The organism is Streptomyces sp. SPB074 (assembly GCF_000154905.1).
In the GTDB taxonomy this organism is placed as follows: Bacteria; Actinomycetota; Actinomycetes; order Streptomycetales; family Streptomycetaceae; genus Streptomyces.
In genome coordinates this window covers 5,700,210-5,711,468 of record NZ_GG770539.1, presented here as the reverse complement: position 1 = coordinate 5,711,468, position 11,259 = coordinate 5,700,210, and the positions used below count along the sequence as shown (strand labels likewise).

The 11,259-nt window shown below is 71.9% G+C and carries 11 protein-coding genes and 1 pseudogene; 4 read left to right on the top strand and 8 right to left on the bottom strand.

Translation table 11 applies throughout. The annotated features are described in order from the left end of the window. Window positions 1-44 precede the first annotated feature (44 nt). Together SSBG_RS24225 and SSBG_RS24220 are read left to right on the top strand one after the other, a co-directional pair. On the top strand, window positions 45-578 hold the full coding sequence (locus SSBG_RS24225; RefSeq protein ID WP_008748703.1) for a YbhB/YbcL family Raf kinase inhibitor-like protein: 534 nt from the start codon (window positions 45-47) through the stop codon (window positions 576-578). 163 nt (window positions 579-741) lie between these two features. Next, window positions 742-1,289: pseudogene (locus SSBG_RS24220) on the top strand (HNH endonuclease). 84 nt (window positions 1,290-1,373) lie between these two features. Here SSBG_RS24220 and SSBG_RS24215 read toward each other — a convergent pair. From SSBG_RS24215 to SSBG_RS24205, 3 genes are all read right to left on the bottom strand, one after another. Then, on the bottom strand, window positions 1,374-2,357 hold the full coding sequence (locus SSBG_RS24215) for an SPFH domain-containing protein (RefSeq protein WP_008748702.1): 984 nt from the start codon (window positions 2,355-2,357) through the stop codon (window positions 1,374-1,376). Between the two features lie 222 nt (window positions 2,358-2,579). Further along, a complete protein-coding gene (locus SSBG_RS24210) occupies window positions 2,580-3,011 on the bottom strand; it encodes an NfeD family protein (RefSeq protein ID WP_008748701.1) in 432 nt (143 codons plus the stop codon). Between the two features lie 101 nt (window positions 3,012-3,112). After that, entirely contained in the window at window positions 3,113-3,904 is a 792-nt protein-coding gene (locus tag SSBG_RS24205) for an ABC transporter ATP-binding protein (protein ID WP_008748700.1), read from the bottom strand. Between the two features lie 139 nt (window positions 3,905-4,043). Here SSBG_RS24205 and SSBG_RS24200 point away from each other — a divergent pair, with 139 nt between their 5' ends. Next, on the top strand, window positions 4,044-4,829 hold the full coding sequence (locus SSBG_RS24200) for a hypothetical protein (protein WP_008748699.1): 786 nt from the start codon (window positions 4,044-4,046) through the stop codon (window positions 4,827-4,829). A 61-nt stretch (window positions 4,830-4,890) separates the two neighbouring features. Here the strand turns inward: SSBG_RS24200 and SSBG_RS24195 are convergent, their stop codons facing one another. The 4 genes from SSBG_RS24195 to SSBG_RS24180 form a co-directional block, all read right to left on the bottom strand. Continuing rightward, window positions 4,891-5,130, bottom strand: a complete 240-nt coding sequence (locus SSBG_RS24195) for a chaplin (protein ID WP_037870533.1) — start codon at window positions 5,128-5,130, stop codon at window positions 4,891-4,893. 145 nt (window positions 5,131-5,275) lie between these two features. Next, complete coding sequence (locus tag SSBG_RS35885) at window positions 5,276-5,617, bottom strand: chaplin (protein ID WP_037870532.1); 342 nt, start codon at window positions 5,615-5,617, stop codon at window positions 5,276-5,278. Between the two features lie 160 nt (window positions 5,618-5,777). After that, window positions 5,778-6,407 (bottom strand): response regulator, encoded by a 630-nt coding sequence (locus SSBG_RS24185; RefSeq protein ID WP_037871878.1) that lies wholly within the window; start codon window positions 6,405-6,407, stop codon window positions 5,778-5,780. Between the two features lie 82 nt (window positions 6,408-6,489). Further along, complete coding sequence (locus SSBG_RS24180) at window positions 6,490-7,635, bottom strand: GAF domain-containing sensor histidine kinase (protein WP_008748695.1); 1,146 nt, start codon at window positions 7,633-7,635, stop codon at window positions 6,490-6,492. Between the two features lie 454 nt (window positions 7,636-8,089). On the opposite strand from SSBG_RS24180, the gene SSBG_RS24175 reads away from it, so the two are divergent. Beyond that, window positions 8,090-8,956, top strand: a complete 867-nt coding sequence (locus tag SSBG_RS24175) for a transglycosylase SLT domain-containing protein (RefSeq protein ID WP_037870530.1) — start codon at window positions 8,090-8,092, stop codon at window positions 8,954-8,956. A 250-nt stretch (window positions 8,957-9,206) separates the two neighbouring features. On the opposite strand, the gene SSBG_RS24170 is transcribed toward SSBG_RS24175, so the two are convergent. Continuing rightward, complete coding sequence (locus SSBG_RS24170; RefSeq protein ID WP_008748693.1) at window positions 9,207-11,195, bottom strand: ABC transporter ATP-binding protein/permease; 1,989 nt, start codon at window positions 11,193-11,195, stop codon at window positions 9,207-9,209. Between the last annotated feature and the right edge of the window lie 64 nt (window positions 11,196-11,259).

Genomic DNA, 11,259 nt, shown 5'->3' with positions numbered 1-11,259 from the left:
CAGGACCGGGCCCCGGCCAAAAAACGTACTGAAAGGATCGCGACGTGAGTGAGAAGAGGCCACCGCTCCCCTACGAGCTGTTGCCGCAGGTGCCCGGCTTCCGGGTGGTCAGCGACGACGTGTCGGAGGGCGCGCCGCTGGGTGCCGCCCAGGCGCAGGACGGCGGGAACACCTCGCCGCACCTGCGCTGGGAGGGGGCGCCGGAGGGGACGGAGAGCTACGCGGTGACGTGTTACGACCCGGACGCGCCGACCGGGAGCGGCTTCTGGCACTGGGTCGTCTTCGACATCCCGGCGACGGTCACCGAGCTGCCCGCAGGGGCGGGGACGGGGTCCTTCGCGGGGCTGCCCGCCGGTGCGGTGCAGGCGCGCAACGACTACGGCAGCGAGGGCTTCGGCGGGGCGGCGCCGCCTCCCGGGGACCGGGCGCACCGTTACGTCTTCACGGTGCACGCGGTGGATCAGGAGAAGCTCGGTCCCGATGCCTCGGCGACGCCCGCCGTGGTCGGCTTCAACCTCCACTTCCACACCGTGGGCCGCGCGCAGCTCATCGGTACGTACGAGATCCCGGCGAGCTGAGGCGTCGCCGGGCGCACCGGGGTCCGCCCCGGGTGTTTGCCCTCCCCCGGTCATGGAATTGATCAGGGGAGGGCACTTTTTATTGCGTTGTCCATCTCGTTGTGCCCGGCCAGAGTTGATCCCGACCGCCAGGGGGCGGCCGGTGAGCGGGGAGGTGGGCGAGATGCGGGACACGCTGGTGCTCAACGCGAGCTTCGAGCCGCTGTCGACGGTGACCCTGCACCGCGCGGTGTTTTCTGGTCCTCACCGACAAGGCGGTCGTCGAGCGGGCGCACCCGGGGCTGCGGATGCGGGCGGCGACGCTGTTTCTGCCGGTGCTCCAGGTGATCAGGCTGTGCCGTTTTCTTGCGGGTGCCGTTCCGAAGACAAGCGCCGTGGTCGCGGCGGGGTGTCCTGGTGCGCGACCGGCACCGGTGCGCGTACTGCGGGCGGCGGGCGACGACGGTGGACCATGTGGTGCCCAAGTCCCGTGGTGGGGCGGATTCCTGGCTGAACACGGTGGCCTCGTGCGCGGAGGACAATCACCGCAAGGCGGACCGGACGCCGGAGCAGGCGGGGATGCCGCTGCTGCGGCAGCCGTTCGAGCCGACCCCGGCGGACGCGATGCTCCTCGCGCTGGGGCAGGACGATCTGCTGCGGCTGCCGGAGTGGCTGGGGCAGGACGATCTGCTGCGGCTGCCGGAGTGGCTGGGGCACGGGGTGGTGGCCTGAGCGGGCCGCCGGGTACGGGTGCGGGGCGGTCCCCCGCCGGACGCGGGTCCGGGGGGCCGCCCCGTCGTCGTGCGGGCGCGGGCCTCAGTCGATGGGCGGGCGCTGTTCGCGTGGGAAGGGCTTGCCGCCGGTGCCGGGCGGGGTGGGGGCGGCCTTGGCGTCGCTGCCGCCTCCGCCGCCGAGGTTGCCGAGCCCGCCGCCGAAGTTGCCGACCGCTCCGCTGAGGCCCTTGAGGGCGTCGCCGATCTCGCTGGGCACGATCCAGAGCTTGTTGGCGTCGCCCTCGGCGATCTTGGGGAGCATCTGGAGGTACTGGTACGAGAGGAGCTTCTGGTCGGGGTCGCCGGCGTGGATCGACTCGAAGACCGTGCGGATCGCCTGGGCCTCGCCCTCGGCGCGGAGCGCGGCGGCCTTGGCCTCGCCCTCGGCGCGGAGGATCGCGGACTGCTTCTCGCCCTCGGCGCGCAGGATCTCCGACTGCCGGACGCCTTCGGCCTGGAGGATCGCGGCGCGCTTGTCGCGGTCGGCGCGCATCTGCTTCTCCATCGAGTCCTGGATGGAGGTGGGCGGCTCGATCGCCTTGAGCTCGACGCGGTTGACGCGGATGCCCCATTTGCCGGTCGCCTCGTCGAGCACGCCGCGCAGGGCGGCGTTGATCTCCTCGCGCGAGGTGAGGGTCCGTTCGAGGTCCATGCCGCCGATGATGTTGCGGAGCGTCGTGACGGTGAGCTGTTCGATCGCCTGGATGTAGCTGGCGACCTCGTACGTCGCGGCGCGGGCGTCGGTGACCTGGTAGTAGATGACCGTGTCGATGTTGACGACGAGGTTGTCCTGGGTGATCACCGGCTGGGGCGGGAAGGGGACGACCTGTTCGCGCAGGTCGATGCGGTTGCGGATGGTGTCGATGAAGGGGACGACGATGTTGAGGCCCGCGTTGAGGGTGCGGGTGTAGCGGCCGAAGCGCTCCACGATGGCGGCGCTCGCCTGGGGGATCACCTGGATCGTCTTGATCAGGGCGATGAAGACGAGCACCACCAGGATGATGAGGACGATGATGATCGGTGCCATCGTGCAGCCCGTGCCCTTCGTGCCGTGGTGCCTAACAAGGCTTCGTGCGGTGGATCTTGACGTCGAGTCTGTCAGAACGTCCGGGTGATCGGGGCCGTTTGGCGCGGGCCGCGTCCCGCTGGGCGGTAAAGCGCCCAGATTCGGCCTGATCGTGGCGGGCGGCGGGCGGCGGGGTGCGGCCCGGTGCGGGTGGGTGGCGCGGTGGGCGGGGGTGGGCCGGGCTCACATGACCACCGCCGTGGCGCCGTCGATGTCCACGACGTCGACGGACTGGCCCGGTTCGAAGGTCTGCTCGGCGTCCAGCGCGCGGGCGGACCAGATCTCGCCGGCGAGTTTGACGCGGCCCGCGCCGCTCGCGTCGACGCGGGCGACGACGACGGCCTGGCGGCCCTTGAGGGCGTCGATGCCGCTGGCGAGGTGGGGGCGCTGGGCGCGCTGGCGGGCGGCGAGGGGGCGTACGGCGGCGACCCCGGCGACGGAGACGAGGACGAAGACGAGGACCTGGGCGACGATGCCGCCGCCGAGGGCGGCGGTGATCGCGCCGGCGACGGCGCCCGCCGCGAACATGCCGAACTCCGGCATGGCGGTCACCACGAGGGGAATCCCCAGTGCCACCGCGCCGATCAGCCACCACACCCACGCGTCGATGTCCACGTGTGCATGGTAGGCGTGCAACGCCCCCTGCGGACAGGGGGCGTTGAGGGCGTACGGGGGTGGCTTGCGCCGGGTCGCGGGGTGGGGGCCCTGCCGGGGCCTCAGCCGAGGGGCAGGCCGCGGGCGGTCCAGCGTTCGCCCTGCTGCTCGACCACGAGGGGGAGGCCGAAGCAGCGGGAGAGGTTGCGCGAGGTGAGTTCGAGTTCGAGCGGGCCCGCGGCGAGCACCTTGCCCTGGCGGATCATGAGGACGTGGGTGAAGCCGGGGGCGATCTCCTCGACGTGGTGGGTCACCATGATCATCGAGGGGGCGATGGGGTCGCGGGCGAGGCGGCCGAGGCGGCGGACCAGGTCCTCGCGGCCTCCGAGGTCGAGACCGGCGGCGGGCTCGTCGAGGAGGAGGAGTTCGGGGTCGGTCATGAGGGCGCGAGCGATGAGGGTGCGCTTGCGTTCGCCCTCGGAGAGAGTGCCGAAGCGGCGGTCGAGGTATTCGGTCATGCCGAGGCGGTCGAGGAAGGCGCGGGCGCGCTGCTCGTCGATGTCCTCGTAGGACTCCTGCCAGCTCGCGGTCATGCCGTAGGCGGCGGTGAGGACGGTCTGGAGGACGGTCTGGCGCTTGGGGAGCTTCTCGGCCATGCCGATGCCGGCGACGCCGATGCGGGGGCGCAGTTCGAAGACGTCGACGCGGCCGAGGCGGTCGCCGAGGACGCTGACGGTGCCGGTGGTGGGGAAGAGGTAGCTGGAGGCCACGTTGAGGAGGGTGGTCTTGCCGGCGCCGTTGGGGCCGAGGATGACCCAGCGCTCGCCTTCCTTGACGGACCAGGAGACCTGCTCGATCAGAGCCCGGCCCTCGCGGACCACCGATACGTCCACCAGTTCCAGTACATCGCTCATGAGCGCCGTGTCTCCCATTGTCTCTCGCGGCTTGTCGCGTGCGTCGATCGGACGCCGCCCCCCAGGGGTGTCCCCCTGGAGAAAACCTACGCCACCGGCCGGGGGAAGCCGTGGCCCGTCCTGTCCTTAGGCTGGGGGGATGCGCGTTGAACCACGTTCCGGGCGGCTGACCGCCTGGGGAAATGCACTGTTCGCCGGTCTTGTGCCGCCTGATGACGCCGCGAGCGCGATCGTCGGTGAGGACGCCGTGCACCGGGTCACGGGGCTGCCGGGTGAGCGGGGCCCGGTCGGGCTGACGCTGGCGCTGGGGCGTCTGCGGGCGCTGGGGGCGCGCGGGCTGCGGCTCGCGCTGCCCGCTCCCGGGCATCCGCTGGGGCTCTCGGGTCCGCCGGAGTTCAACGCGGCGGCGTTGGAGGCGGAGGAGGCCGTGGTGGCGGTGGGGGTTCCGTATGGGCTCGTGCCGGAGGTCTTCGAGGCGGGGCCCGAGGGGGATGTGCACGTGGAGGTGGAGTGGCGCTGCATGACCGTGCGGGAGGCGCCGCCGGCGGACGTGCCCTCGCTGGGAGAGGCGGAGCGGGAACTGGCGGAGGCGATGCGGGAGGCGACGGTGGTGCTCTCGCGGCTGGACGTGGCGGCCTCGGGTCCGGTCGCGGAGGCGGCGGTCGAGGCGTACCGGGCGCGGGTGCACGGGGCGGGGGCGACGGAGGTCCTGGCGCCGGGGTATCCGGCGCGGGCGGTGCGGGTCGTGGAGCTGGGGCGGCGGATCGGGATGCTGGTGTCGCTCGCGTACGAGAGCGGTCACGGGGCGGCGGTGAGCGCGGGCGAGATGGCGGCGCGCGCGGAGGCGCTGCGGCCGGTGGAGCGGACGGCGCGGCGGGCGCTGGTCGCGGCGTACAACGGGATGGTGGAGGAGCGGGAGCGGTGAACCCCGGCGGGGGGCGGCGCGCCTGGGTGGCGCGCCGGGCCCCGTCGGGGTGTCGCTGGGGTCAGCCGTTGACCGCGGCGTTGCCGAAGGCCGGGTTCAGCAAGCCGATCACGTTGATGCTGTTGCCGGAGACGTTGACCGGCACGTGCACGGGGACCTGGACCAGGTTGCCGGAGGCGACGCCGGGGGAACCGATGGCGGCACCCTCGGCACCGGAGTCGGCGAAGGCGGCGCCCGCCGGGACGGCGGCGGCGAGGCCGGCGGCGGCGATGGTCAGGACGGCCTTCTTGGCGATGCTCATGGGTGTTACTCCTCCACAGATGCGTTTCACGGCCCCTGGCTCGGGGCCGCACGCTGGGAAACGCGCCGGGGGCGCGTGGGGTCACGGGGTAGCGCCCGGATGGGCACTTTCACCACCGTTCGGGTGAAGAACGGCGGCTGAGAGGTCAGCGGTTGACGGCGGTGTTGCCGAAGGCGGGGTTAAGGAGCCCGATCACGTTGATCGTGTTCCCGCTCACGTTGACCGGGATGTTCACCGGGACCTGCACGAGGTTGCTGGAGAGGATGCCCGGGGAGCCAATCGCGGCACCGTTCGCGTGGGCACCGCCGCCGGCGTGCGAGCCGCCGCCGTTCCCGCCGTGGTGGCCGCCGTGGCCCGGGGCGTGGTGGCCACCGTGGCCGCCGCCGTGGGCGGGCGGGCAGTCGGTGGCGGAGGCCATACCGGTACCCGCGGCGAGCAGCCCCCCGGCCACCAGGGTCACGGTCGCGGCCTTCTTGAAGTTGATCACTTTCTCGTCCTCCTGAGTACCCCGGAGCCCATCGCCCCGGGGTGCACTGGAGAACGCGCGTCCGGCCGGCACGTTCCGCCGTCCGGGTGAGGTGCACCCGTCGGTATGAATCTCATTCTTTCGTGCAACCATCCGAGCACACCGCGTGCGAGCAGGCGCTTCAGTCGCTGTAGCCGTGCCGTACGGCCCACAGGGCGGCCTGGGTGCGGTCGGCGAGGTCGAGTTTCATCAGGATGTTCGATACGTGCGTCTTCACCGTCTTCTCGGAGAGGACGAGCGCGCGGGCGATCTCGCGGTTGGAGCGGCCGTCCGCGATGAGCCCGAGCACCTCGCGTTCGCGCTCGGTGAGCGAGCCGCCGCGCGAGGGTTGCGGGGCCTGCTCCTCCTGGGCGAGGAGTGTCCGCGCGACCTCGGGCTGGAGGAGGACGTGCCCGGCGTGCACGGAGCGGATCGCCCCGGCCAGGGCCTCGGGGTCGATGTCCTTGTAGACGTAGCCGGCCGCTCCGGCGCGCAGCGCGGGCACCACGGTGCGCTGCTCGGTGAAGCTCGTCACGATCAGGACCCGCGCCTCGTTGCCGAGGGAACGCAGGGTGCGCAGCGCCTCGACACCGTCGGTGCCCGGCATCTTGACGTCCATGAGGATCACGTCGGGGCCCAGCTCGGCCGCGCGCGCGATGCCCTCCTCGCCGTCGGCGGCCTCTCCGACCACCTCGATGTCGTCCTGGATCTCCAGGAAGGTGCGCAGCCCCCGGCGGACGACCTGGTGGTCGTCGACGAGGAGCACGCGGATGGGGCGGGGGGCGCCGGACGCCGCGCCCGCTCCCTCCCCTTCCCTGCCGGCCGCTCCCGTAGGGGCCGTCCGCTCGCCTGCATCAGCCACCGGGTACCTCCATCTCGATCGTGGTGCCCTTGCCGGGCTCCGATTCCACCGTGAGCGAGCCCCCGACGCCCGCCGCGCGGTCGCGCATGGAGACGAGGCCGAGGTGGCGCCCCGCGCGGCGCACCCCGCGTACGTCGAAGCCGGAGCCGTCGTCCGTGACGCGGAGCGCCGCGCCGCGCCCCGCGCGGCGCAGGACGACGCCGACGTGGGCGGCGCCGGAGTGCCGCAGCGCGTTGTGGAGTGCTTCCTGCGCCACGCGCAGCAGCGCCTCCTCCTGCGCGGCGGGCAGGGCGCGCACTCCCTCCCCCCGGAAGGTGACGTGCGCCGCGTGGGCGCGGTCGAGTACGCGGATCTGCGTGCGCAGGGTCGCGACGAGGCCGTCCTCGTCCAGCGCGGCGGGGCGCAGCTCCACGACGGCGGCGCGCAGCTCGTCGGCCGCCTCGGCCGCGAGCGCGGCGACCTGGTGCAGCTCCTCCTTGGCGCGCGCGGGGTCGCGGTCGACGAAGGCGGTGGCGGCCTGGGCGGTGAGGCGGAGCGAGAAGAGCTTCTGGCTCACGGCGTCGTGGAGCTCGTGGGCGAGCCGGGAGCGCTCCTCGGCGATGGTCAGCTCGCGGCTGCGCTCGTAGAGGCGGGCGTTGGTGAGGGCGATGGCGGCGTGCTGGGCGAGCATTCCGAGGAGTTCCTCGTCCTCCTCGGTGAAGCCGCAGGTGTTCTCGGGGTGGGGGCAGCGCTTGTTGGCCAGGAAGAGGGCCGCGATCGTCTCCTCGCCGTGGCGGACCGGGAGGCCGATGAAGTCGCTCATGTCGGGGTGGGCGGCGGGCCAGCGCTTGAAGCGGGGGTCGCGGCGGACGTCGGCGAGGCGTTCGGTGCGGCCCTCCTCCAGGAGGGCGGCGAGGATGCCGTGGCGGCGCGGGAGGGGGCCGATGGCCTTCCACTGCTCCTCGCTCACCCCGTCCACGACGAACTGGGCGAAGCCGCCGTGGTCGTCGGGGACGCCGAGGGCCGCGTACTCGGCGTCGAGGAGTTCGCGGGCCGAGGCGACGATCGTGTGCAGGACGTCCTGGACCTCCAGCGGTCTGCTCATCGCGAGCAGGGCGGAGCTGACCGCGCGGAGGCCGGTGGGGGTGGCGGGGGGCATGGGCTCACCGTAGCCGGGGGCCGTGCGGGCGGCATCGGTCCCGGGGACGCAGGGGGGAGCGCCGCCGGACGTAGCTCCAGGGGTGGAGAGGGCCGCGACCGGGTGGAGAGGTGCGTGAACCGCACACCCTCCGCTTTGCGGAAGCAACGGCGGGTGAGATGCGGGCGGGCGGCTTGTGAGGACGGGCATAGGGTGCACGTCACGTACGAACTTGCGTAGTACATGCCGTATGTCCGATACGAGCGGGGGCTTTGCGGCCCCATAGGCCCCAAAACGGACCCTTTATAACTAAGCCGCATCGTACGTCACATCTTTGCCACGCATTTTTGCGGCCGCTAACAATGGCACCCGTCGCTCGGCGTCGGTCTCTACCCGGCGCCAGGCCGGGGAAACATTTCGTCCCCTCCGCGCCGAGAGCGACCTCCCCCGCTTACACGAAGAGGTCACATCTGCCATGTCTGACATCTCCACGCTCATGCGAAACGCCCAGAAGCGAATCAACGACGGTCGTCGTCAGGTCACCAGCCAGCTCGGCTCGATCCAGCAGCGCGTTTCCTCCAGCAAGTTCGGCGAGCAGGTCGGCACCGCCCAGGCCAAGGTCGCGGGTGCCGTTCCGGCCGCGCTGCGCGGCGGCAACCTGAGCCGTACGCAGAAGCTCCAGCTCGCCGGTATAGGCAGCGTCTCGGCCGCCGTCCTCGTCTGCGGCATCGCGATTCCCGCGACGAGCGGTTCCGGCTCCGCCGCGCAGAGCGTCGCCGCCTCCGAGCCGGCCGCGTACAGCAGCGTCGTCGGCGGCAACGCGCAGGCCAAGGAGCTGCACGCCAGCATCACCAACCAGCAGGCCGGTGCCTCCGAGCAGGCGAAGGCCGCCGAGGCGAAGATCAAGGCCGCGCAGAAGGCCAAGGCCGCCGAGACGAAGAAGAAGGCGCAGGCCACGAAGAGCCACGCGAGCAAGCAGGCCGCGAGCCGCAACGCCGAGCGCAAGGCCGTCAAGACCTACCCGAACAACCTCGACGGCTGGATTCGCGAGTCGCTCGCCATCATGAAGGCGAAGGGCATCCCCGGCTCGTACGAGGGTCTGCACCGCAACATCATGCGCGAGTCCTCCGGCAACACCCGCGCGATCAACCTGTGGGACATCAACGCCCAGAACGGCATTCCCTCCAAGGGTCTGCTCCAGGTGATCCAGCCGACCTTCGAGCACTGGCACGTCGCGGGCACCTCGAACGACATCTACGACCCGGTCGCGAACATCACCGCCGCCGCCAACTACGCCGCCGAGCGGTACGGCACGATGGACAACGTGAACTCGGCCTACTGAGCATTCCCCCGAGACCGCGCGGGCTGAGCCCGGCGGAGCCCCGGCAGAGACTCCACCACGCGCCGACCCGGCGTACGGGGAGTGCTGAGCGGGAGAGACGGGGTCGTGCCCACGGCCCCCTATTGACCAGTCGCGAGGGCGGCACCCGGATGCGGGTGCCGCCCTCGCGGCGTGCGCGGGTACGGGCCGGGCGGGCGGTACGGGCCCGGGTGACGTTCCCCGGCGGGGCCCCGGCCGCTCGCCCCGCGTCTCATTTGCGCATGACCTCGGGTTCGTGGCGGCGCAGGAGCCGCGAGACGACGAGGAGCAGGACGACGGCGATCCCGAGCAGGACCGCGATGTTCACGCCCCACTGGGCCGCGGTGTGCTCCCACAGCGGATCGAGGTCCCCGGGGCGCTTCTCGTCCCACGGGGGCATGAGGTGCGCGAGGTCGGTCGTCGCCCCGGCCGCCGCGACCGCCCAGCGCGAGGGCATGAGCCAGGCGAGCTGTTCGAGCCCGGGGCTGTCGAAGATCTGGAAGAGCGTCCCGGTGAAGACGAGCTGGACGATCGCGAACATCACGAGGAGCGGCATCGTCATCTCGCTCGTGCGCACGAGCGCGGAGATCACCAGGCCGATGACCATCGAGGTGAGGCCCATCGTGATGACGGCGATGCCGATCTCGGCGGCGGGCGGCAGGAGGAGGCCCTCTTCGGGCAGGGCGCGGGTGCTCGTGCCGATGAGGGTCATGATGACGCCCTGGAGCGCGGTGACCACGCCGAGGACGAGGACCTTCGACATGAGGTACGCGGAGCGGGAGAGCCCGGTGGCCCGTTCCCGTTCGTAGATGACGCGTTCCTTGATCAGTTCGCGTACGGAGTTGGCCGCTCCCGCGAGGCAGATGCCCACGACGAGGATCATGAGGATCATCCCGGCCGCGCTGTTGAACCGGGAGGGCGGGGTCGGCGGGGCGAGGCCGAACTTGGCCGGGATGATCACCGAGACGACGCCGAGCACGACCGGCAGGACGACCATGAGCGCGATGAAGAAGCGGTCCGAGGCGAGGACGGCGAGGTAGCGCGCGGTGAGCGTCCTGAGCTGGGCGAACCAGCCCTGCGGTTTCGTCGGGCGCAGCGTCGCGGGGCTCTGGCCGAGCACGGGGACGGGCTGCGAGGCGGCGACGTCCGCCTCGGCCGCGTACAGCTGATAGTGCTGCGAGCCCTTCCAGCGGCCCGCCCAGTCGTAGTCGCGGTACTCCTCGAAGGCCGAGAAGACGTCCGCCCAGCTCGTGTAGCCGAAGAAGTTGAGTGCCTCGGCGGGCGGGCCGAAGTAGGCGACGGCGCCGCCGGGCGCCATGACGAGCAGCTTGTCGCACAGCGACAGCTCGGCGACCGAGTGCGTCACGACGAGGACGGTGCGGCCGTCGTCGGCGAGGCCGCGCAGGAGCTGCATCACGTCCCGGTCCATGCCCGGGTCGAGGCCCGAGGTCGGCTCGTCCAGGAAGATCAGCGAGGGCTTCGTGAGCAGTTCCAGCGCGACCGAGACCCGCTTGCGCTGGCCGCCGGAGAGCGAGGTGACCTTCTTGTCCTGGTGGATGTCGAGCTTCAGCTCGCGCAGCACCTCGGTGATGCGGTCCTGGCGCTCCTGCTCGCTGGTGTCGGCGGGGAAGCGGAGCTTCGCCGCGTAGCGCAGGGCGCGGCGCACGGTGAGTTCCTTGTGCAGGATGTCGTCCTGCGGGACCAGCCCGATGCGCTGGCGCAGCTCGGCGAACTGCTTGTACAGGTCGCGGTGGTCGTACAGGACCGTGCCCCGGTCGGCGGGACGGTATCCGGTGAGGGCCTTGAGCAGCGTGGACTTGCCGGAGCCCGAGGGGCCGATGACGGCGACGAGGGACTTCTCCGGGACGCCGAAGGAGACGTCCTTGAGGATCTGCTTGCCCCCGTCGACCTCGACGGTGAGGTGACGCGCCGTGAAGGACACCTCACCGGAGTCGACGAACTCCTCCAGGCGGCCCTCGACGAGCCGGAAGGCGGAGTGGCCGACGCCCACGGTGTCCTGCGGGCCGAGCAGGGCGCTCCCGGACTTGGGCAGCGGCTGACCGTTGACGTAGGTGCCGTTGTGCGAGCCGAGGTCGCGTATCTCGAAGCGGCCGTCGGGCGTCGCGTGGAACTCGGCGTGGCGCCGCGAGACCTGGAGGTCGGAGACGACCAGGTCGTTCTCCAGGGCGCGCCCGATGCTCATGCGGCGGCCGACGGCCATCTGGTGGAAGGTCGTGGGGCTGCGGTCGCCGGAGGAGGTGCCGCTCGGCCGGGAGCGGGGATCG

Coding starts and splice junctions, on each gene's coding strand:
- SSBG_RS24195 (WP_037870533.1), bottom strand. CDS start 5,130: ATGAGCATCGCCAAGAAGGCCGTCCTGACCATCGCCGCCGCCGGCCTC.
- SSBG_RS24180 (WP_008748695.1), bottom strand. CDS start 7,635: ATGCCCCCCGCCACCCCCACCGGCCTCCGCGCGGTCAGCTCCGCCCTG.
- SSBG_RS24175 (WP_037870530.1), top strand. CDS start 8,090: ATGTCTGACATCTCCACGCTCATGCGAAACGCCCAGAAGCGAATCAAC.
- SSBG_RS24170 (WP_008748693.1), bottom strand. CDS start 11,195: ATGGCCGTCGGCCGCCGCATGAGCATCGGGCGCGCCCTGGAGAACGAC.
- SSBG_RS24205 (WP_008748700.1), bottom strand. CDS start 3,904: ATGAGCGATGTACTGGAACTGGTGGACGTATCGGTGGTCCGCGAGGGC.
- SSBG_RS24200 (WP_008748699.1), top strand. CDS start 4,044: ATGCGCGTTGAACCACGTTCCGGGCGGCTGACCGCCTGGGGAAATGCA.
- SSBG_RS24215 (WP_008748702.1), bottom strand. CDS start 2,357: ATGGCACCGATCATCATCGTCCTCATCATCCTGGTGGTGCTCGTCTTC.